The sequence below is a fragment of the Sphingomonas sp. CD22 genome (assembly GCF_034556155.1).
Lineage (GTDB): Bacteria > Pseudomonadota > Alphaproteobacteria > Sphingomonadales > Sphingomonadaceae > Sphingomonas.
In genome coordinates this window covers 1-21753 of the sequence record NZ_JAYDYX010000013.1, presented here as the reverse complement: position 1 = coordinate 21753, position 21753 = coordinate 1, and the positions used below count along the sequence as shown (strand labels likewise).

Here is a 21753-nt window from a genome sequence, read left to right as displayed (position 1 = left end):
TGAGTGGCCGCAATGCTCGTCGCCATCCTCCTCGTCCTGACCATCGGCTATCAGCTCGTCCTGCTGCGCCGCGGGCGGATGTTCGCCTGGGGCCGCATCGCGTTCGGCGCGCGGCATCTGCGCTGGGCGGCGACGCTGTGGCTCGGTTATGGCGTCACCGCGCTGATCGGCCTGCTCGTCGTGCAGCGGCTCGCCGGCATCGGGACGCTTCCCGACGAATTCCTGGCCCTGGCGAGCGTCGCGGGGGTGCCGCCCGGCACGATCGATGCGCAGACCGTCGCGATCGGGCTCGGCGCCGGGAGCCTGCTCGGGCTGATCCTCACCTGGTGGCGGGCGCGGCGCGGGCGGGCGCCGTGGACCGCGGGCGACGCCCGATCGGTGATGCCGACCAGCGACGCCGATCTCTGGCCCGCCGCGGTCCTGGCGCTATCGGCGGGCACCGCGGAGGAGCTGTTCTACCGCCTCTGGCTGCCGCTGATCGTCGCGATGGCGACCGGGTCCGGTCTTGCCGGGATGATAGTCGCCACCACCGCCTTTGCCGCGATGCACCGCTATCAGGGCTGGGTCGGCATGGCCGCGACCTTCGTCGGCGGCGGCCTGCTCGGCGCGCTCTATATGGGGACCGGCGCCTTGTGGGTGCCGATGGGCGTGCACGCGCTCGTCGATCTCAACGCGCTGGTGCTGCGCCCGGCCCTGTCGGCGCGGGTGCGGCGACGGCTCAGCTCTTCAGCCGCCAGCCGCTCTTGAAGATCCAGCCGATGATCGCGAGGCAGACGACGAGGAAGCCGAGCGTCACGCCCAGGCTGGCGACGATATCGACGTCGCCCTTGCCGAAGAAGCTCCAGCGGAAGCCGCTGACGAGATAGACGACCGGGTTGAACAGGCTGACCGTCCGCCACGGCTGCGGCAGCATGTCGATCGAATAGAAGCTGCCGCCGAGGAAAGTCAGCGGCGTGATCAGCAGCATCGGCACGAAATTGAGCTGTTCGAAGCTCTTCGCCCAGACGCCGAGGATGAAGCCGAACAGGCTGAACGCGATCGCGGTGAGCAGCAGGAAGGCGACCATCGCACCGGGATGCAGCACGCGGATCGGCACGAAGAACGCCGAGGTGGCGAGGATGATGATGCCGAGCACCACCGACTTGGTCGCCGCCGCGCCGACATAGCCGAGCACCATCTCCATCGCCGAAACCGGCGCGGAGAGCAGTTCGAAGATCGTGCCGGTGAATTTGGGGAAATAGATGCCGATCGAGGCATTGCCGACGCTCTGCGTCAGCAGCGACAGCATGATGAGTCCCGGCACGATGAAACTGCCGTAGCCGACGCCGTCGACGCTCTGCATGCGGCTGCCGATCGCGCCGCCGAAGACGATGAAATAGAGGCTGGTGGTGAGCACCGGCCCGACGAGGCTCTGCCACAAAGTGCGCAGCGAGCGCGCCATTTCGAAGCGATAGATCGCCCAGACGCCGTGGAGGTTCATGCGCGTTGTCCCACCAGATCGACGAAGATGTCCTCGAGGCTGGATTTTGAGGTCTCCAGGTCCTTGAAGCCGATATGCCGCTCGGCAAGCTCGCGCAGCAGCGAGGGGATGCCGGTATGTTCCTCGGTCGCGTCGAAGACGTAGCGCAGCACCTTGCCGTCGTTCTGCAAACTGAGCTGCCAGCGTTCGAGGCCCGCGGGAACCGCGTCGAGCGGCTCGACCAGGGTCAGGTCAAGCTCGCGCTTGCCGAGCTTGTGCATGAGTGCGGCCTTCTCCTCGACGAGCAGCAACCGGCCCTTGTCGATTACGCCGACGCGGTCGGCCATCTCCTCCGCCTCCTCGATATAATGGGTGGTGAGGATGATCGTCGTGCCGCGTTCGCGCAGACCGTGAACCAGCTTCCACATATCGCGCCGCAGCGCGACGTCGACGCCGGCGGTGGGCTCGTCGAGGAACAGGATCTCGGGTTCGTGCGCCAGCGCCTTGGCGATGAGCACGCGGCGCTTCATCCCGCCCGAAAGCTCCATGATCTTGGCGTCGCGCTTGTCCCACAGCGACAGGTCGCGCAGCACCTGTTCGATATAGGCGCTGTGGCCCGAGCGGCCGAACAGCCGGCGCGAGAAGGTGACGGTGGCGAGCACCGTCTCGAACATGTCGACCGACAATTCCTGCGGCACGAGGCCGATGCGGCGGCGCGCGGCCTTATAGTCGCTGATCGCGTCATGGCCGGCGACCTGGATCGTCCCGGTCGAGGGCGTGACGATGCCGCAGACGATGCTGATCAGCGTCGTCTTGCCCGCGCCGTTGGGGCCGAGCAGCGCGAAGATCTCGCCCTTGTTGATCGTCAGATCGACGTTGTGAAGCGCGGTGAAGCCGCCCTTGTACGTCTTGGAGACGCCGGCGATGGCGAGAATCGGTTTTGGCATTGAGGTCCCCCGGAGTGGGCCGGAGATAGGACGGGCGGTGTCGGTTGGTAAGGGGCTGATGTCTTTGGGGTTACCGTTCCTATTCGTCATCCGGCGGGCGTCGGGATGACGAAGGGGGGAGGATGTTGCTCCAACACCTCGTCATCCCGGCGAAAGCCGGGACCCATGGTGGTGGTCGGCTGCCGTAGCGCGCCGACGCCGATGGCGCCGTGTCCATGGGTCCCGGCTTTCGCCGGGATGACGATGAGGGCTGGATAGCGCCGGTCTATTTCCCCCGCGCGGCGGCGATCGCCTTTTCCAGTTCCTCGACCGGCAGCGCGCCGGACAGCACGCGATTGCCGACGACCCAGCTCGGCGTGCCGTTCATGCCGAGTTTGGCGGCGGTCGCCATGTTCTTGGCGATCTCGGTGTCGATCGTGCCGGTGTCGAGCGCCGCCAGCGTCACCCCCGCCTTCGCAGCGGCACCCTTGATCGACACGTCGCTGACCGGCCCGCCGGCGTAGAGCGCATCGTGGAAGCCGAGGAACTTGCCCTGCTGCGCCGCCGCGAGGCTGGCGCGTGCCGCGACGCGGCTTTCGTCGGAGAGGATCGGCAGATCGCGATAGACGATGCGCAGGTTCGGATCACGCTTGAGCAGATCGGCGATCATCGGCAGCGACGCGCGACAATAGCCGCAATTGTAATCGAAATATTCGACGAGGGTGACGTCGCCCTTGGGATTGCCGGCCCAGGCGCTGCCGAACGGCGTCAGGATCGCGTCGCGGTTGGCGGCGACCGTCTCGCCCGACTGGCGCTCCTGCAAGACCTGCATCGCCTGCGGGATGATCTCGGGATGGGCGAGGACGTAATCGTGGACGACTCGCTCGATCCGCGCCTGATCGGCGCCCCCCGGTGACGTGAAACGCTCGGAACTCCATACGGCGCCGGCGCCGATCAGGCCGCCGAGCGCCGCGACCAGCGGCAGGGTATAACGGCTCATCGTTTCTTATATTTCTTCGGATTGTCGTCCATGTCGTTCTGCGCGGCCATTGCAATGTCTTGCGCGCGGATCCAATCGGACGTGTTGGCGGGAAGGTTGGCGAGCGCGTAGCGCGCGCTCTGCGCGGCGGTGCGGTGATCGCCCTCCATGCTGGCGCGTTCAGCAGTGGCGAGCGCGGCACGCGGCGTGTCGCCGGTCAGTTCATATGCGGTGCCAAGCTGATACCAGGCGAAGGGATTTTCGTCGTCGCGACCGACCGCGACGCGCAGCACCTTGATCGCCTCGGGGTAATTGGCCTTGTTCTCGGTCGCGATCAGCGCGTGGCCGAAGGTGGTGGCGATCAGCGGATTGTTGCGCGACCCGTCGGTGGCGGCGCGCAGCGGTGCGATCGCATCGACGGGGCGGCCGGCCTCAAGCAGGATCTGGCCGCGGATTTCCTGGAAATAGGGATCGTCGGGCCTGGCCTTGATCAGCGCCACCGATTCGGCGTCCGCCTTGTCGGGATAGCCGGCCTTATGCCACGCATAGGCACGGGCGTAATGCGCGTAGATGCTGCCGTCGCTCTCCGGAAAATCCTTCAGCGTGCGGTCGGGCGTCATCACATAGCCCTCCAGCTTCGCCTTCACGCGGCGGAAGCGTTCCTCCAGCGCCGGGTCGGACGGCTTGCTCCACGCCGGCGAATTCTGCAGCACCGCGGTGAGGTTGGCGATCCGCTCGCCCGACAGCGGGTGGGTCTGCATGAACGGATCGATATTCTCGACGCCGTAGCGATATTCCTGCTGCTGCAACGTCTTGAAGAAGCTGAGCATGCCCTTGCCGGTGATCCCGGCGGTGGTGAGGAAGCGCGCGCCGGCGGCGTCGGCGGAGGATTCCTGCGTGCGGCTGAACGAGAGATATTTGGCCATGCCGGCGGACTGGCCGAGCGCCATGATCCCCGCGCCCGCCTCGCCCGCGCCGGCCGCGACCGCGGCGAGGCCGAGCACCATCGACAGCAGCGTGATGTGCATCGCCGGCTTCATGCCGTTGTCGGCGAGGACGACATGGCCGTCGGCGATATGGCCCAGTTCGTGCGCGATCACGCCCTGCACCTGATTGGCGTTGACCGCCGCCTGCAGCAGGCCCGAGTGGACGTAGACGGTCTGGCCGCCGGCGACGAAGGCGTTGATCGAATCGTCGTTGATCAGCACGACCTTGACGTCGCGCGGCGACAGGCCGGCGGCCTTGACCAGCGGCACCGACATATCGCTGAACATCGCCTCGGTCTCGGCATCGCGGAGGATCGACTGCGCCTGCGCGGGGGCGGCGGAGATCAGCGCGGCGGCGGCGACGACGAGGGCGAGACGTTTCATGCTGGGGATGGTCCGGGCGGTCACGGGCGCGAGTATAGGCGGGGCGAGGGGCGGGGTCACGGCGAAAGCGGTGGGGGCGTGGGGCTGAACGGGGGATGAGTGGGAGGACATTCCTCCCCCTCCACCATTCGGCTGACGCCGAACGGTCCCCCTCCCCCTGGCAGGGGAGGAATTGAGGAACCCAATCTTGTTCGTCATCCCGGCGAAGGCCGGGACCCATGATGGCGAGCCGCCGGCGTGTCGCGCTACCGTGCATGGCGCCGCGCCCATGGGTCCCGGCTTGCGCCGGGATGACGAATGGGAGCGGGTGGGGTGAGGGTGGCAACCGGCCGGGAACCTGCTAGACGCCCACTCCTGAGCCATGGCATCCGAAGCTTCCCGCACCTCCCGATTCACCGCTTTTCGCGATCAAGGCGGACTGCGCGGCGTCGTGCGTCGCGTCTGGCGGCGCTGGTGGGTCAAGGGGCTGGCGATCCTCGCGCTGCTCGCGGCGATCGGCTATGGCGTCCTGTGGGTGACGATCCTGCGCGACCTGCCCTCGGTCGACCAGCTGCGCACCTACGAACCGCCGCTGCCCACCAACGTGCGCGGCATCGACGGTACGCCGATCCAGTCCTACGCCCGCGAACGCCGCGTCGAACTGAGCTTCGGCGAATATCCGCCGCTGCTCGTCCGCGCCTTCCTCGCCGCCGAGGACAAGACCTTCTTCGAGCATCACGGTGTCGACTATCCCGGCCTCGGCGGCGCGGTGATCGATTACGCGCGCAAGTTCGGCACCGGCCGGCGCGCCAAGGGCGGTTCGACCATCACCCAGCAGGTCGCCAAGAACCTGCTGATCGGCAACGCCTATTCGCCGACTCGCAAGCTCAAGGAGGCGATCCTCGCCTATAAGATCGAGGATACGCTGACCAAGCCGCAGATCCTCGAACTGTATCTCAACCAAATCGCGCTGGGCCGGAACGCCTTCGGCGTCGAGGCGGCGAGCCACGCCTATTTCGACAAGGAACTCGACGAGCTCGACCTCGCGCAGCTCGCCTATCTGGCGATCCTGCCCAAGGGGCCGTCGAACTACGATCCCGTCCGCCACGCCGATCGCGCGATGACGCGGCGCAATTACGTGCTCGGCGAGATGCTGCGCAACGGCTTCATCACCCAGGCGCAGCACGATCAGGCGGCGGGCGAGCCGCTCGGCACGATCCTGCGCCGCACGCCCAAGTTCGAACGGGTCGGCGGCTATTTCGTCGAGGAAGTGCGCCGCCAGCTGATCGGCAAGTTTGGCGAGACCGCGCGCGACGGCCCTTATGGCGTCTATCAGGGCGGGCTGTGGGTGCGTACCTCGCTCGACACGCGGTTGCAGGATCTTGCCGCGGAGGCGCTGCGCGACGGCCTGCTGCGCTACGATCGCGGCCGCGGCTGGGCCGGGCCGATCGCGCACAAGGACGTCGACGGCGACACTTGGCTGCAAACCCTGCTCAACACCAATATCGGGCTCGATTACAGCGACTGGCGCGCGGGCATCGTGATCGCCCGCGACGGCGACGCATGGCAGATCGGTTTCGCCGATGGCCAGACCGGCCGCCTGCCGCGCTCGGGCGCGCAGATGCCGGTACGCGGCAAGGGCGGCACGAGCTTCGGCGCGATCGAGCCGGGCGACATCATCGCGGTGGCGCCGGCGGGCAGTGAGTACAGCCTGCGCTCGGTCCCCAAGGTGTCGGGCGGCTTCGTCGTCGAGGAACCGGCGACAGGCCGCGTGCTGGCGATGCAGGGCGGCTTCGACAGCCGGTTGCAGGCGTTCAACCGCGCGACGCAGGCGCTGCGCCAGCCCGGCTCGACGATCAAGCCGATCGTCTATTCCGCCGCGCTGGAGAATGGCATGACGCCGGCGTCGATCATCATCGACGGGCCGTTCTGCGTTTATCAGGGCGCGCGGCTCGGGCAGAAATGCTTCCGCAACTTCGGCAACATGCGCGCCGCCGGGCCGCATACGATGCGCTGGGGCATCGAACAGTCGCGCAACCTGATGACCGTGCGCGCCGCCGCGACCACCGGCATGCCGAAGGTGGTCGACGTGATGAAGCGGATGGGGGTGGGCGATTACCAGCCCTATCTGGCCAACGCGCTCGGCGCGGGCGTCACCACGGTCAGCCGTATGGTCAACGCTTATGCGACGCTCGCCAACAACGGCCGTGCGCACAGCCAGACGCTGATCGACTTCGTCCAGGATCGCCACGGCAAGGTCATCCTGCCGGAAAATTGGCGCGCCTGCGACGGCTGCAACGCGCGCGACTGGGACGGCAAGGCGATGCCGCGCCCCGGCGACCGCGCGCGGCAGGTGATCGATGCGATGACCGCCTATCAGATGGTCCATATCACCGAAGGCGTGATCCAGCGCGGCACCGCGGTGGTGCTGCGCGATCTCGACCGGCCGATGTTCGGCAAGACCGGAACGACGACCGGCCCGACCGACGTCTGGTTCGTCGGCGGTACGCCGCAGTTCATCGGCGGGCTGTACGTCGGCTACGACACGCCGACCAATCTCGGCGGCTATGCGCAGGGCGGCACGTTCGCGGCGCCGATCTTCAAGGAGTTCGCGGTCAAGGCCTACGAGGGACTCGAGAAGATCCCGTTCCGCGCGCCTGCCGGCATCCGCATGGTCCGCATCGACCGCGCGAGCGGGCGACCGGTCTACGGCACCTTCCCGACCGATGCCGATCCCAAAGCGGCGGTGATCTGGGAGGCGTTCAAGCCGCAGAGCGAGCCGCGCCGCGCGATCCATCGCGGACCCGCCCCGGCCGCCGCGGCGGCGACCAACGCCCCCGCGCGCGCCGCCAATACGCCGCGCGACAGCGATTTCTTGCAAAGACAAGGCGGAATCTACTAGCGCCTGCTCCTACATAGGCGCTTCCTTCGCCATTCAGCTTACCCGGAGAGTTCCCATGCGCGCCGAAGCGCAGTCCCACGTCGACAGCATCAAAGAGGCACTGGCGCTGCTGCGCCGGTTCCTCGATTGGGACCGTGCGCTCCGCCGTCTCGACGAGCTCAACGCGCGCGTCGAGGACCAGGCGCTGTGGAACGACCCCAAGGCGGCGCAGGAGGTGATGCGCGAGCGTCGCCGCCTCGACGAGGCGATCACCGCGACGCGCGCGATCCAGTCGGAACTCGACGATACCGTCGAGCTGATCGAGATGGCCGAGGCCGAGGGCGACACCGCGATGGAGGCGGAGGGCGTCGAGGCGCTCGCCGCGCTGGCGGAACGCGCCGACCACGACAAGATCCAGGCGCTGCTCGCCGGCGAGGCGGACGCCAACGACACCTATGTCGAGATCAACTCGGGCGCCGGCGGCACCGAGAGCCAGGATTGGGCGGGCATGCTGCTGCGCATGTATACGCGCTGGGCGGAACGCCGCGGCATGAAGGTCGAGGTGATCGACTATCACGCCGGCGAACAGGCGGGGATCAAATCGGCGACGCTGCTGGTCAAGGGCGAGAACGCTTATGGCTATGCCAAGACCGAAAGCGGCGTGCACCGGCTGGTCCGGATCAGCCCGTACGACAGCGCGGCGCGGCGCCACACGAGCTTTTCGAGCGTCTGGGTCTATCCGGTCATCGATGACGACATCCAGGTCGAATACAACGAGAGCGACCTGCGCATCGACACCTATCGCGCGAGCGGGGCGGGCGGCCAGCACATCAACACGACCGATTCGGCGGTGCGCATCACGCACATCCCGACCGGTATCGTCGTGCAATGCCAGAACCAGCGATCGCAGCACAAGAACAAGGCGGAGGCGTACAACCAGCTGCGCGCCCGCCTGTACGAGCGCGAACTCGCGATCCGCGAACAGGCGGCCAATGCCGAGAATGCGACCAAGACCGATATCGGCTGGGGGCATCAGATCCGCAGCTACGTGCTCCAGCCGTATCAGCTAGTGAAGGACCTGCGCACCGGCACGACCTCGACCGCGCCGAGCGACGTGCTCGACGGCGCGCTCGACCCGTTCATGGCGGCGGCGCTGTCGCAGCGCGTGACCGGCGAAAAGGTCGAGGTGGAGGACGTGGATTGAGCCTGCGCCGGACCCTGATCGTCGCGTCCGTGCTGGCGCTGGCTGCGTGCGACGGGTCCAAACCGCTGATCAAGCGCGACGAACAGCCGATGCTCTTTCCCGTGGCGGATCGCCCTGTGGCGCATATCGTGTCGGCGCGCTGGTCGAACGAGGAGGCGCGCGACCGGCTCAACGAGGCGAGCGAGGTGATGAACAAGGCGGGCATCGCCAAGGGCATGACCGTCGCCGACATCGGCGCGGGCGAGGGCTATTACACGATCCGGCTGGCGAGCCGCGTCGGCAAGGCGGGGCGCGTGCTGGCGGAGGACATCGTCGCCAGCGTACGCGATACGCTCGCCGAACGTGTCGCGCGCGAGGATCTGGAGAACGTCTCGGTCCGCCTGGGGGCGCCCGCCGATCCCAAGCTGCCCGATGCGAGCTTCGACCGCGTGCTGATGGTCCACATGTATCACGAGATCGAACAGCCCTATGAGTTCCTGTGGCGGCTGCGGCCGGCGCTGAAGCCCGACGGGCTTGTCGTCGTGGTCGACGCCAATCGCCAGACGCAGAACCACGGCACCCCGCCGGCGCTGCTGCGCTGCGAGTTCGAGGCGGTGGGCTATCGGCAGGTATCGATGACCGAGATGCCGTCCGCCGGCGGCTATCTGGCGACCTTCCGCGCGGTCGGCCCGCGGCCCGAGCCGGAAGCGATCAAGCCCTGCGTCCTCCGCTAGCGCGGGGACGCGCCCAAGGCGGGATCGCATTCGGTCGAATTCCTCCCCCTGGCGGGGGAGGAATTTTGGGCAGATCCCCGATGCCGATGCCGATGCCGATGCCGATGCCGATGCCGATGCCGATGCCGATGCCGATGCCGATGCCGATGCCGCCTAGATCAGCCCTGCGTCGCGCAGGCTCGTCACTTCCGCGCCCGCGATGATCAGGTGGTCGGCGAGGACGAGGTCGAGCGCTTCGGCGACCCGTGCGAGTGCGCGCGTATAGGCCATGTCGGCGGCGCTCGGCCGGATGCTGCCGCGCGGATGGTTGTGCGCCAGCACCAAAGCCGTGGCGTCGAGGCGCAGCGCCTCGGCAATGATCGCGCGGAGCGGCGGCGTCACCGTGTCGGCGTTGCCGACGAAGTCGGATCGCCCGAGAAGCGTCCATTGTGGATCAAGATACAGCACGACCGCGCGCTCGATCGCCGCATCGGCCAGCCCGACGAGCAGGACGGCGGCCGCGCGCGCATCGGCGATCACGATCGGAGCAGAGGTATCCGGCACCAGCGATCCTTGCCGCAGCGACCTGCGCTACGCAGCAAAAAGCTCGCCCAAATCGGCCGCAGGCGGTAGGCGTCGCGCATGCGGCAATATCTCGATCTCATGGACCGCGTGCTGACCAGCGGCGCGGAGCAGATGGACCGGACGGGCACCGGCACGCTGTCCGTCTTCGGCGCGCAGATGCGATTCGACCTCGCGCAGGGCTTTCCGGTGCTCACCACCAAGAAGCTGCACCTGCGCTCGATCATCATCGAATTGCTCTGGTTCCTGCGCGGCGACACCAACGTGCGCTGGTTGCAGGAGCAGCAGGTCCGCATCTGGGACGAATGGGCGGACGGGGCGGGCGATCTCGGCCCCGTCTACGGCAAGCAATGGCGGGACTGGGTGGCAGCGGACGGTCGGCACATCGACCAGATCGCGGAACTGATCGAGCAGATCAAGACGCAGCCCGCCTCGCGCCGCCAGATCGTCTCCGCGTGGAACCCCGGCGACCTCCACGCGATGGCGCTGGCGCCGTGCCATTGCCTGTTCCAGACGCATGTCGTCAACGGCCGGCTGTCGCTGCAACTCTATCAACGGTCGGCGGATATCTTCCTCGGCGTACCGTTCAACATCGCCAGCTACGCATTGCTGACCCACATCCTCGCGCAGCAATGCGGGCTGGAGGTGGGCGAGTTCATCTGGACCGGCGGCGACTGCCATCTCTACGCCAACCACCTCGATCAGGCGCGGTTGCAGCTGACGCGGACGCCGGGGCCGCTGCCGCGGCTGGAGATCCTGCGCCGGCCCGAGTCGATCGACGCTTACGCCTATGAGGATTTCGTGCTGCACGATTATGCCGCGCAGCCGCATATCAAGGCGGCGGTGTCGGTGTGATCAGCTTCCACCTGGCGCGGGCCGACAATGGCGTGATCGGCCGCGACGGCGGATTGCCGTGGCGGCTGCCCGCCGATCTCAAGCGCTTCAAGGCGATGACGCTGGGACGGCCGATGGTGATGGGGCGCAAGACGTTCGAGAGCTTTCCGGCGCCGTTGCCGGGGCGGCGGCATATCGTGCTGACGCGGGACCGGAATTGGTCGGCGGCGGGCGCCGAGGTCGTGCATTGCGTGGACGAGGCGTTGGCGCTGGCCGGCGACGACGTCGCGGTGATCGGCGGGGCGGAGGTGTTCGCGTTGTTCCGCGATCGCGCGGACCGGATCGAGCTGACCGAGGTGCATTGTGCAGCCACGGGCGACGTGACGATGCCGGGGTTCGACGGCTGGCGCGAGGTGGCGCGGGAGGACGTCGCCGCCGACGGCGAGCGGCCGGCCTATAGTTTCGTGACGCTGGTGCGCTAGGAGGGCGATATCCGCCGAAGCCTGGCGATTTCGTCACCTCGGGCCTGACCAGGGCTGACAGTCGGCAGGTGGCAAGCTCACCCCGCGGTGAAGGTCAGTCCCGCCTTGTCCTGCAACCGGTCGCGCAGCGTCGTGCCGAGCAGCGCGCCGGGCGTCCAGATGCCGCCGGCGCCTTCGGTCTCCAGCAGGCAGCGTGCGGTTTCGGCGATCATCTTGCTGGTCGAGCCGTAACCCGGATCGCGGTCGCCGGTGACCACCGCGTCGAAGCGCGCGCCGTCGGGCATCAGGCCGACGAACAGCAGATCGTAATGGCCGGCGTCGCGCTCCGCCTTGCTCGGGCCTTCGCCGGGCCTGGGGCCCTTGTCGCTTGCCAGCGGATTGAGCCTGGCGATCGCATCGGCGGCGGCCTTGCCCATCTCGCCGAGGCCGGCGACCATCATCTCGTCGTAGACGAAGTCGGCGCCGTAGCGGTGGCCGAGCAGGAAATTGGTGCGGTGGACGTTCTTGGTGTTGATCGCCGCCATGATGAACGGCGCGACCCAGGTGTTGAGCGTCGCGTCGAATTCGGGGAGCAGCCCGGTCGGCTGGTGCGGACCGGTGAAGCCCGGCGTCAGCGCGAAGGGATTGGCGAGCAGGCCGAGAATGGACGGATCGCGCGCCGCGGCGGCGAGCGTCGCCTTGAGGCTTGCGGCGGTGCCGCCGGAGAAGCCCCCCTGCATCGCGCGGACGCGGCCCTTCACCCTAGGCGCGGGGTGGCCATATCTGGCGCGCGCGCATTCCTGCAAGGTCAGCACGCCGAGGTCGAACGGGATCGAATCGAAGCCGCAGGAGAAGACGATGCGCGCGCCGCTCACCTGTGCGGCGGCGTGGTGCGCGTCGATCATATGGCGCATCCACGCGGGCTCGCCGCACAGATCGACATAAGCGGTGCCCGCGGCGACGCAAGCGGCGACGAGTGGCGCGCCGTAGAGCTGATACGGGCCGACGGTGGTGACGACGACGCGCGCCGATGCGGCCATCGTCCCGAGCGAGGCGGGGTCGTCGGCGTCGGCGACGATCAGCGGCGTGTCGGCGGGCGCACCGATCAGGTCGCGCACCTCCTCCAGCTTGGCGCGGCTGCGGCCCGCCATCGCCCAGCGCGCGACCTGCTGCTGGCTGAGATATTCGGCAACGAGGCGGCCGGTGAAGCCGGTCGCGCCATAGACGATGATGTCATGGTCGCGCATGGGTCTCTCCTGTTCTGCTTTCCGTACCGGTGATGGGCGTGGTGGGGCGCGGGATCAAGATGCGGTCGGTTCGCCTTTTGGCCCCTTTCGCCGGGATGACGGTGAAGGCGAGGGCTACGCCGCCTCGCTGAACTGCAGGCTCGCCAGCCGGGCGTACAGTCCGCCGCGGCCGATCAGCGTCGCGTGATTGCCTTCCTCGACGATGCGGCCCTGATCCATCACCACGATCCGCTGCGCGGCGCGGACGGTCGCGAGGCGGTGTGCGATGACCAGCGTCGTGCGGTTTTCCATCAGCCGTTCGAGCGCCTGCTGCACCAGCCGCTCGCTTTCGGCGTCGAGCGCGCTGGTCGCCTCGTCGAGCAGCAGGATCGGTGCGTTGCGGAGCAGCGCGCGCGCGATCGTGACGCGCTGGCGCTGGCCGCCCGACAGCCGCGCGCCGCCCTCGCCGAGGTTGGTGTCCAGCCCCTGCGGCAGCGCGCGCAGGAAGTCGGCGGCATTGGCGACCTCGGCGGCGGCCCACAGTTCGTCGTCGGTCGCCTCCCATTGGCCGTAGCGCAGATTGTCGCGCGCGCTGGCGCCGAAGATCACCGTGTCCTGCGGCACCATCGCGATCTGCGCGCGGACCGCGGCGGGATCGGCCTCGCGCAGGTCGACACCATCGAGCAGGATGCGGCCCTCCGCCGGATCGTAGAAGCGCTCGGCGAGCTGGAAGAGGGTCGACTTGCCCGCACCCGACGGACCGACCACCGCCACCGTCTCGCCGGCGCGAACCGCCAGCGTGAAATCGTCGAGCGCCGCGACCTCGGGCCGGGTCGGATAATGGAAGCGGACGTGGTCGAAGGTCAGCGCGCCGCTGACCGGTACCGGGAGCGGGATCGGTGCGGCGGGGCGGGTGATCTCGGGCTGCTCGCGCAGCAACTCGGCAAGGCGGCCGGCGGCACCGGCGCCGCGCAACAGGTCGCCATAGACTTCGGTCAGCGCGCCGAACGCACCCGCGACGATACCGCCAGTCAGCACGAAGGCGGCGATCGCGCCGCCGGTGATGCGGCCCGCGGCGACGTCGGTCGCGCCCTCCCACAGCACCAACGTGATCGAGCCGAAGATCAGGAAGATCATGATCGCGGTCATCACCGCGCGCAGGCCGATCCGGCGCTTGGCCGCGGCGAGGGTCGCGTCGACTGCCGCCGTGAAGCGCTGCGCCTCACGCGGTTCCTGCCCGAACGCCTGGACGATCTTCATCGCGCCCAATGTCTCGGTGACGAGCGAGCCGACATCGGCGACGCGGTCCTGCGAGGCGCGCGAGAGGTTGCGGATGCGGCGGCCGAGCACGGTCACCGGCAGGATGATCAGCGGAATGCCGAGCAGCAGCATGCCGGCGAGCTTGGGCGACAAAGCGAAGAGGTAGATCATGCCGCCGACGCCGGTGAAGGTGTTGCGCAGCGCAATCGACACGGTGCTGCCGACGACGCCCTCGATCAAGGTGGTGTCGGAGGTGAGGCGCGAGGCGATCTCCGACGGGCGGTTCTCCTCGAAGAAGCGCGGCGTCAGGCCGAGCAGATGTGCCTGCACCTGCGTGCGGATGTCTGCGACGACGCGCTCGCCGAGCCAGGAGACGAAATAGAAGCGGATCGCGGTGGCGACGGCGAGCACCGCGACGATCATCAGCAGATAATGGAACGAGGAGGCCACCGATCCCGCGCCGCCGGGGGTAAAGCCGCGGTCGATCACCCGCTTGAAGCCATAAGGGATGCCGATCGTCGCCGCCGAGGTGGTGGTGAGCGCGGCGAGCGCGATGGCGAGCTGGCGCGGATAGGCGAGGACGCGATCCCATACGAGGCGCAGGTCGCCGAGGCGGCGGGAAGTCGGTAGCGGAGATTTGGCCATCCTTACCGCGCCTAGCAGGCGCAAGGGAACGGCTCAACGGCACCGACCGGCGCGGGCAGGGGCCTCGTCGGCGATCTCGGGCGTTCAGACCGATCGTGGCGATACATTGGTCCGATTGCATCAAACGTGATACGGATTACGTATACGGCAACCTTTTTGGGCGAAGATACAAGCATGCTCTACGATGCCTATGAAATGCAGCGCTCGATGCTCGCCGGGGCGAGTGCCATGGCCAGCTTCGGTGCGGACTGGATGCGCAATCCCGCCAATCCCTGGTCCTATCTGGAGGGCGGCTCGGTCGTCAGTTCGGCGCTGGAGGTGTTCGCCCACGCCTCGGCCACCCGGGGCAAGCCGGCGTTCGGTCTGACGCATACGACCGTCGCTGGCCGCGAGGTCGCGGTGACCGAGGAGATCGTGCTGCAAAAGCCGTTCGGTCAGCTCAAGCGTTTTCGTCGCGAGGGCGTCGAGGGCGGGCCGAAGCTGCTGATCGTCGCCCCGATGTCGGGCCATTTCGCGACGTTGCTGCGCGGCACGGTCGAGCGCATGCTGCCGAGTGCCGATGTCTATATCACCGATTGGCGCGATGCGAAGCTGGTGCCGCTGGACGAGGGGCGCTTCGATCTCGACGATTACATCGATTATCTCATCGCGTTCCTGGAGACGATGGGGGCCAACGAGGGCCAGGGCGGCACGCATATGCTCGCGGTCTGCCAGCCGTCCGTGCCGTGTTATGCGGCCGCCGCGCTGATGAGCGCCGATCAGAACCCGTGCCGTCCGAGTACGCTGACGATGATGGGCGGTCCGGTCGACACGCGCGAGGCACCGACCGCGGTCAATACACTGGCCACCGAACGGCCGCATGCGTGGTTCGAGCAGAATGCGGTGGTGCCCGTGCCGATGATGTATCCGGGCGGCGGACGGAAGGTCTATCCGGGCTTTCTCCAGCTTGCCGGCTTCATGTCGATGAACCTCGGCAATCACATGATGTCGCATTGGGAGATGTTCAAACATCTGGTCCAGGGCGACGAGGAGAGCGCCGACGCCACCAAGGGCTTCTACGAGGAATATCGCTCGGTCTGCGACATGACTGCGGAATTCTATCTGCAGACGGTCGAACTGGTGTTCCAGAAGCATGCCCTGCCGAAGGGCGAGATGATGCATCGCGGGCGGCGGGTCGATCCGGCGGCGATCAAGGACGTCGCGATCCTGGCGATCGAGGGGGAGCGCGACGACATTTCCGGTCTGGGGCAGACGAAGGCGGCGCTGACGCTGGCGACCAATCTGCCCGACGAGAAGAAGCGGTATTACATGGCGGAGGGTGCCGGCCATTACGGCATCTTCAACGGCTCGAAGTGGCGCAACCGCGTGGCGCCGGTGGTCGAGGAATGGATTGCGGCCAACGGGTGACCGCGAGTGACGGGGCGGCACGCGGCCGCCCCGGTTTCGATCAGGCGACCGAGTCGACCACCGCATGGCTGCTCGATTCGTCGCCGCGAATGGTGCCGCCGAACAGCATCTTGACCCGGCCCGAGATCGAGATGTCGGTTTCCCACAATTCGGCGCTGTCGATGTCGAAGCGCAGCAGCGTCAGGGTCGGGTCCTGCCTTCCGCCCGGAAACCATGCCTCGACCTGGTTGTTCCAGAGCTTGTCGATCTGCGCCGGATCGTTGTCGGTCGCGACGGCGCCGGCGAGGCAGGCGAAGAAGTCATGCCCTTTGCCGACGAACTGCGCCATCGCGTCGCCGCCCTTGGCGATGCGGTTGTCGCGGCCTGCGAAGAAGAACAGCGTATTGGGCTGGTCGTCGTCGATCTGCGCGGTCATGGGTTCGGAATGCTCGCCATCGACCAGGCCGATCATCACGAACGGGCTGCTGCGCAGCTTCTCGAGGAACTTGGCAGCGATTTCCTGGGGGCTGTGCTGATCGGCCATGCGTCGTCTCCTATGGGGTTGGCGGGAGAACGAGCGCAGCGGGGGTTGGTTGCGCGATAAGGCCGGTGTGGTCATGATCGCAGGCGACGGCGATCCTGCCGTCACGACAGAGGAGTAAGCCTGTGAAGCTTGCCGATCTGTGCCTGATCCTAGGCGTGCTCTTTGCCTTCGGGACTTTCGTCCTGAAGATCATCGAAGTGGCGCGCCACAGGTAAGGTGCCGGGCGGGGCTCGTGCTGACACGCGGGCCCCAAACGCATTGAGCCCCGACCGCTGACACAGTCGGGGCTCGAACAGAGGGCAGCCTGTGAAGTTGCCGGAATCTACATACTCGTCCGGACACCGACTTTCAACTCACAGCACCTCGAACAGGCCCGCTGCGCCCATGCCGCCGCCGACGCACATCGTGACGACGACATATTTGGCGCCGCGGCGCTTGCCTTCGATGAGCGCATGGCCGGTCATGCGGGCGCCGGACATGCCGTAGGGATGGCCGATCGAGATCGCGCCGCCGTTGACGTTGAGCAATTCGTCGGGAATGCCGAGCGTGTCGCGGCAGTAGAGGACCTGCACCGCAAAGGCTTCGTTGAGTTCCCAAAGGCCGATGTCGGCCATCGTCAGCCCGTTCTTCTCGAGCAGCTTGGGGACGGCGTAGACCGGGCCGATGCCCATTTCGTCGGGCTTGGTACCGGCGACCGCCATGCCGACGTAGCGGCCGAGCGGGGTGAGGCCGCGCGCGGCGGCGACGCTCTCCTCCATCAGCACCGCGGCGGAGGCGCCGTCGGACAATTGGCTGGCGTTGCCGGCGGTGATGACGCCGTCGGGGCCGACGACGGGTTGCAGCGCCTGCAAGCCTTCGAGCGTGGTGTCGGCGCGGTTGCCCTCGTCCTTGGACAGCGTGACGTCCTTGGTGCTGACCGCCTTGGTCGCCTTGTCGACGACGTTCATCGTTGCCGACAGCGGCACGATCTCGTCGTCGAAACGGCCGGCGGCCTGCGCGGCGGCGGTGCGCTGCTGCGACTGGAGGCCGTAGGCGTCCTGCGCCTCGCGGGTGATGCCATAGCGTTTGGCGACGATCTCGGCGGTCTGGAGCATCGGCATGTAGATGTCGTCGTGCATCGCGATCAACTGACGGTCGGGGGCGACGCGCATCTGCGGGGTCTGGACGAGGCTGACGCTCTCGACGCCGCCGCCGATCGCGATGTCCATGCCGTCGAGCACGATCTGCTTGGCCGCAGTGGCGATCGCCATCAGGCCGCTGGCGCATTGGCGGTCGAGCGACATGCCCGGCACCGAGGTCGGCAGGCCGGCGCGCAGGGCCGACTGGCGGGCGATGTTGCCGGCCTGATGGCCCTGCTGGAGCGCGGCGCCGATCACCACGTCCTCGACCTCGGCGCCGTCGAGACCGGCGCGCTGGACCGCGTGGCTGATCGCATGGGCGGCGAGCGTCTGGGGCGTGGTGTCGTTGAAGGCGCCGCGATAGGCGCGGCCGATCGGGGTGCGGGCGGTAGAGACGATGACGGCGGAGCGCATGGGCTAACTTTCCCTAAGTTCACGCACAAGGCGTTGGGTGGATATCCAGAGAATGAAACTTAAACAAAGGCTTGGCTGATCCATTCGGCGATCAGCGCGGGCTTGTCCGCGCCTTCGATCTCGACGGTGAATTCGGTGGTCTGCTGATATTGGCCGGGCCGCTTTTGCTCGAAGGCGAGCAGGCGGAAGCGGCCGCGCACGCGGCTGCCCGAGCGGACGGGGGAGAGGAAGCGGACCTTGTTGCCCCCATAATTGACTCCCATCTTCACGCCCGCGAGCTGCGGCGCGTCGGGCACCTTCGCGGCGAGCAGCGGCATCAGCGACAGCGTCAGGAAGCCGTGCGCGATGGTGCCGCCGAACGGCGTCGCGGCGGCGGCGACGGGATCGACGTGGATGAACTGGTGATCGCCCGTCGCTTCGGCGAACCGGTCGATCATCGCCTGCGTCACCTCGACCCAGTCGGAGACGGTTTCGGTGCCGATCCGGTCCCGCATCTGTTCGGCGCTGATCGTCGTCACGGCAATTCCTCCGTTGGTTTCCGGCGCCGCCTTTTGGCGCCCGACATTTGGCGCTAGATGCGACGCATTCTCTAGGCGCGGGAGGGTGTCCCTCGCAAGCCTTGGCCGACCGAAAGCTTGAACATGTCCTCTGCCGTAACGTCCGATGCCCGTAAAACCATGGCGCAACTGTATCGGGCGAGCGAACCCGATGTTCTAAAACCCCTGCTCGACCGTGCCGCGACAACGGCCGATTCGCGCCGGCGGATCATCGACCACGCCTCCGGCCTGCTCGCCGACCTGCGCGCGGCGCAGAACCGTGGCTGGGTGAACCAGTTCCTGCAGGAATACCGGCTCAATTCGTCGGAGGGCGTCGCGCTGCTCAGCCTCGCCGAGGCGTTCCTGCGCGTTCCCGATCCGGAGACCGCCGACCTGCTGATCGCGGACAAACTGGGCGACGCCGACTGGCGCGCGCATGCCGGTCAGTCGAACAGCAAATTGGTCAACACCGCGACCTGGGGGCTGGTCGTCGGCCGCGTGCTGGTGGGCGAGGGGCCGTCGGGGCCGCTGCGCCGGCTGATCAGCCGGGCCGGCGAGCCGTTCGTCCGCCAGGCGGTGGGCACGGCGATGAAGAAGATGGGCGAGATCTTCGTGATGGGCCGGACAATCGACGAGGCGATGCGGCGGATGCGCAAGCCCGACAACGCGGGCTTCACCGCGAGTTTCGACATGCTCGGCGAGGCGGCGCGCACCTTCGCCGACGGCCGGCGCTATTTCGACGCGTATGTCGGCGCGATCGACGCGGTCGGCAACGATCCCGCTGCAGGCCATTCGATTTCGGTAAAGCTGTCGGCGCTGCATCCCCGCTACGAAGTGGCGCGGTGGAGCGAATGCGTGCCGGCGCTGACCGAGATGCTGGAAGCGCTGGCGGTGCAGGCGGCGGCGAAGGGCATCGCGCTGACCGTCGACGCCGAGGAATCCGAGCGGCTGGAGATGAGCCTCGACATCATCGGGTCGGTCGCGGCGCTGCCGAGCCTGAAGGGCTGGGACGGGTTCGGCATGGCGGTGCAGGCCTATGGCAAGCGCGCGCGACCGGTGGTCGCCTGGGCGAACGAGCTTGGCCGGGTGATGAACGTGCGGCTGGTCAAGGGCGCCTATTGGGATAGCGAGATCAAGCGGACGCAGGTCGAGGGGCTGGCGGACTATCCGTTGTTCACCCGCAAGGCGGCGACCGACGTGTCGTATCTGGCGGTGGCCAAGGACATGCTGGCGGCGGAGAACATCCGCCCCGCCTTCGCCAGCCACAATGCGCTGACCGTCGCGACGATCCTGGAATGGGCGGGTAATGCACGCGATTTCGAATTCCAGCGGCTGCACGGCATGGGCGACGGGCTGTACGAGCGGCTGGTGCGCGAGAACGGCTATCACTGCCGCATCTATGCGCCGGTCGGCGGGCATCGCGACCTGCTGGCCTATCTGGTGCGGCGCTTGCTGGAGAATGGCGCCAATTCGAGCTTCGTCCACCAGCTCGCCGATGCGCGGTTGAGCGAGGACGATATCCTCGCCGATCCGGTGGCGAAGATCGCCGCGGTCGGCGGCGCGCGGCATCCGAGCATCCCGCTGCCCAAGGACCTGTTCGCGCCGGGGCATCGCAATTCGAGCGGGCTGGACCTGAGCGACGTCGCGACGCTGGACGCGACGGTGCGGGCGGTCAGGCAGCCGCTGGCGAACGGCGATGCGCCGGCCGCGATCGCGGCGGAGACGGGTGAAGCGGTTGCGGCGGCAGTCGGGCGCGCGCAGGCGGCGTTTCCGGCATGGTCGCGGACGCCGGTGGACGAGCGTGCCGCCTGTCTCGAACGGCTCGCCGACCTGATCGAGGAGAATCGCGACCGGTTGATGGCGATCTGCGTGCAGGAGGCGTTCAAGACGATCCCCGATGCGATCGGCGAGGTGCGCGAGGCGGCGGATTTCTGCCGCTATTACGCGGGTGAGGCGCGCAGCCGGTTGCGCGCGGTCGACCTGCCCGGGCCGACCGGCGAGCGCAACACGCTGCACATCGAGGGGCGCGGCGTATGGGCGACGGTGGCGCCGTGGAATTTTCCGCTGGCGATCTTCCTGGGGCAGACGGTGGCGGCGCTGGTCGCGGGCAATAGCGTCGTCGCCAAGCCGGCGCCGCAGACGCCGGAAATCGCGCGCTTCGCGATCGAGCTGGCGCATCGTGCCGGGGTGCCCAAGGATGCGCTGGTACTGGTGACGGGCGGGCCGGAGGTCGGCGCGGCGCTGACCGCGGACGTGCGCGTCGCCGGCGTCGCCTTCACCGGATCGACCGCGACCGCCAAGCGGATCGCGCGGACGCTGGTGGCGGACGACGATCGCCCGATCGTGCCGCTGATCGCAGAGACGGGCGGGATCAACGCGATGATCGTCGACAGCACGGCCTTGCCCGAACAGGTGGTGGCGGATGTCGTCACCTCGTCGTTCCGCTCGGCGGGGCAGCGCTGTTCGGCGCTGCGGCTGCTGCTGGTGCAGGCGGATGTCGCCGAGACGGTGATCGAGATGCTGACCGGCGCGATGGACACGTTGCGGCTCGGCGATCCCGCCGATCCCGCGACCGATGTCGGGCCGGTGATCGATCGCGCCTCCTATGATAAATTGATGGCGTATCGGGCAAGCGTGACCGAGCGGACGGTCAAGACGTTGGCGGCGCCGGCCGACGGGCTGTTCGTGCCGCCGACGCTGGTGCGGCTCGACCGGATCGAGGATCTGGATCGCGAATGGTTCGGGCCGATCCTGCACGTCGCGACCTGGGAGGCGGGCAATCTGGAGGAGACGATCGCGCGGGTCAACGCCAAGGGCTATGGCCTGACGATGGGCCTGCACAGTCGTATCGCCCGCGCCGCCGAGGTGACCGAGGCGGCGGCGGCGGTCGGCAACCTGTACATCAACCGTTCGATGATCGGCGCGGTGGTAGGATCGCAGCCGTTTGGCGGCGAGGGCCTGTCGGGCACCGGACCGAAGGCGGGCGGGCCGCACTACCTCTACCGTTTCTGCGCGGAGCGGGCGGTGTCGGTGGACACCACCTCGGCCGGCGGCAATGCGACGCTGCTGTCGCTGGACGAAGGGGGGATTTGAGGGGCGGGGGTGTCGGTCTGGTGGGTGTGGTAGCGGGTTGCCCCGAACCCGGGTGTATCCGAGATAGCGATGGTCTCAACGTGAAGGACGGCTACCCGCTGATGTACCCCGGCGGAGGCCGGGGCCCAGTTGTGTGAAGGTTTGTAATGACTTATCCCGGCCCT

At 67.8% G+C, this 21753-nt stretch carries 18 protein-coding genes; 8 read left to right on the top strand and 10 right to left on the bottom strand.

Going from position 1 to position 21753, the window contains the following annotated elements:
• Positions 1-12: 12 nt before the first annotated feature.
• Positions 13-747, top strand: a complete 735-nt coding sequence (locus tag SFC76_RS18550; RefSeq protein WP_322850950.1) for a CPBP family intramembrane glutamic endopeptidase — start codon at positions 13-15, stop codon at positions 745-747.
• Here the strand turns inward: SFC76_RS18550 and SFC76_RS18545 are convergent.
• The 4 genes from SFC76_RS18545 to SFC76_RS18530 form a co-directional block, all read right to left on the bottom strand.
• Positions 719-1480, bottom strand: coding sequence for an ABC transporter permease (locus SFC76_RS18545; protein WP_322850893.1), 762 nt, complete (start codon positions 1478-1480; stop codon positions 719-721). The two genes, SFC76_RS18550 and SFC76_RS18545, sit on opposite strands and share 29 nt — an antisense overlap.
• Complete coding sequence (locus SFC76_RS18540; RefSeq protein WP_322850892.1) at positions 1477-2406, bottom strand: ABC transporter ATP-binding protein; 930 nt, start codon at positions 2404-2406, stop codon at positions 1477-1479. Before SFC76_RS18540 ends, SFC76_RS18545 begins: the two co-directional genes overlap by 4 nt.
• Positions 2407-2671: 265 nt before the next feature.
• Entirely contained in the window at positions 2672-3385 is a 714-nt protein-coding gene (locus tag SFC76_RS18535) for a DsbA family protein (RefSeq protein ID WP_322850891.1), read from the bottom strand.
• Positions 3382-4734 (bottom strand): M48 family metalloprotease, encoded by a 1353-nt coding sequence (locus SFC76_RS18530; protein WP_322850890.1) that lies wholly within the window; start codon positions 4732-4734, stop codon positions 3382-3384. The genes SFC76_RS18535 and SFC76_RS18530 overlap by 4 nt, the downstream gene beginning before the upstream one ends.
• 361 nt (positions 4735-5095) lie before the next feature.
• Between SFC76_RS18530 and SFC76_RS18525 the strand changes: the two genes are divergently transcribed.
• From SFC76_RS18525 to SFC76_RS18515, 3 genes are read left to right on the top strand one after another with little or no spacing between them, the layout of a single operon-like run.
• Positions 5096-7615: a penicillin-binding protein 1A gene (locus tag SFC76_RS18525; RefSeq protein WP_322850889.1), complete on the top strand. Its 2520-nt coding sequence runs from the start codon at positions 5096-5098 to the stop codon at positions 7613-7615.
• Positions 7616-7670: 55 nt separating this feature from the next.
• On the top strand, positions 7671-8798 hold the full coding sequence (gene prfB / locus SFC76_RS18520; RefSeq protein ID WP_322850888.1) for a peptide chain release factor 2: 1128 nt from the start codon (positions 7671-7673) through the stop codon (positions 8796-8798).
• On the top strand, positions 8795-9511 hold the full coding sequence (locus tag SFC76_RS18515; RefSeq protein WP_322850887.1) for a class I SAM-dependent methyltransferase: 717 nt from the start codon (positions 8795-8797) through the stop codon (positions 9509-9511). The genes prfB and SFC76_RS18515 overlap by 4 nt, the downstream gene beginning before the upstream one ends.
• A 153-nt stretch (positions 9512-9664) precedes the next feature.
• Here the strand turns inward: SFC76_RS18515 and SFC76_RS18510 are convergent, their stop codons facing one another.
• Positions 9665-10054 carry a JAB domain-containing protein gene (locus tag SFC76_RS18510; protein ID WP_322850886.1) on the bottom strand — a complete coding sequence of 130 codons (390 nt, stop codon included), beginning with the start codon at positions 10052-10054 and terminating at the stop codon, positions 9665-9667.
• Between the two features lie 78 nt (positions 10055-10132).
• Here SFC76_RS18510 and SFC76_RS18505 point away from each other — a divergent pair, with 78 nt between their 5' ends.
• Together SFC76_RS18505 and SFC76_RS18500 are read left to right on the top strand one after the other, a co-directional pair.
• Positions 10133-10927 (top strand): thymidylate synthase, encoded by a 795-nt coding sequence (locus SFC76_RS18505; protein WP_322850885.1) that lies wholly within the window; start codon positions 10133-10135, stop codon positions 10925-10927.
• Positions 10924-11388, top strand: coding sequence for a dihydrofolate reductase (locus SFC76_RS18500; RefSeq protein WP_322850884.1), 465 nt, complete (start codon positions 10924-10926; stop codon positions 11386-11388). The genes SFC76_RS18505 and SFC76_RS18500 overlap by 4 nt, the downstream gene beginning before the upstream one ends.
• 77 nt (positions 11389-11465) lie before the next feature.
• On the opposite strand, the gene SFC76_RS18495 is transcribed toward SFC76_RS18500, so the two are convergent.
• Both SFC76_RS18495 and SFC76_RS18490 read right to left on the bottom strand, forming a co-directional pair.
• Positions 11466-12614: a saccharopine dehydrogenase family protein gene (locus SFC76_RS18495; protein ID WP_322850883.1), complete on the bottom strand. Its 1149-nt coding sequence runs from the start codon at positions 12612-12614 to the stop codon at positions 11466-11468.
• Between the two features lie 114 nt (positions 12615-12728).
• Complete coding sequence (locus tag SFC76_RS18490) at positions 12729-14498, bottom strand: ABC transporter transmembrane domain-containing protein (RefSeq protein WP_322850882.1); 1770 nt, start codon at positions 14496-14498, stop codon at positions 12729-12731.
• A 174-nt stretch (positions 14499-14672) separates the two neighbouring features.
• On the opposite strand from SFC76_RS18490, the gene SFC76_RS18485 reads away from it, so the two are divergent.
• A complete protein-coding gene (locus SFC76_RS18485) occupies positions 14673-15905 on the top strand; it encodes a polyhydroxyalkanoate depolymerase (RefSeq protein WP_322850881.1) in 1233 nt (410 codons plus the stop codon).
• A 40-nt stretch (positions 15906-15945) separates the two neighbouring features.
• Here the strand turns inward: SFC76_RS18485 and SFC76_RS18480 are convergent, their stop codons facing one another.
• From SFC76_RS18480 to SFC76_RS18470, 3 genes are all read right to left on the bottom strand, one after another.
• Entirely contained in the window at positions 15946-16428 is a 483-nt protein-coding gene (locus SFC76_RS18480) for a pyridoxamine 5'-phosphate oxidase family protein (RefSeq protein WP_322850880.1), read from the bottom strand.
• Between the two features lie 353 nt (positions 16429-16781).
• Positions 16782-17960, bottom strand: coding sequence for an acetyl-CoA C-acyltransferase (locus SFC76_RS18475; protein WP_322850879.1), 1179 nt, complete (start codon positions 17958-17960; stop codon positions 16782-16784).
• Positions 17961-18019: 59 nt separating this feature from the next.
• On the bottom strand, positions 18020-18454 hold the full coding sequence (locus tag SFC76_RS18470) for a MaoC family dehydratase (RefSeq protein WP_416222447.1): 435 nt from the start codon (positions 18452-18454) through the stop codon (positions 18020-18022).
• A 183-nt stretch (positions 18455-18637) separates the two neighbouring features.
• On the opposite strand from SFC76_RS18470, the gene putA reads away from it, so the two are divergent.
• On the top strand, positions 18638-21589 hold the full coding sequence (gene putA, locus SFC76_RS18465) for a bifunctional proline dehydrogenase/L-glutamate gamma-semialdehyde dehydrogenase PutA (RefSeq protein WP_416222446.1): 2952 nt from the start codon (positions 18638-18640) through the stop codon (positions 21587-21589).
• The last annotated feature ends 164 nt before the right edge of the window (positions 21590-21753 follow it).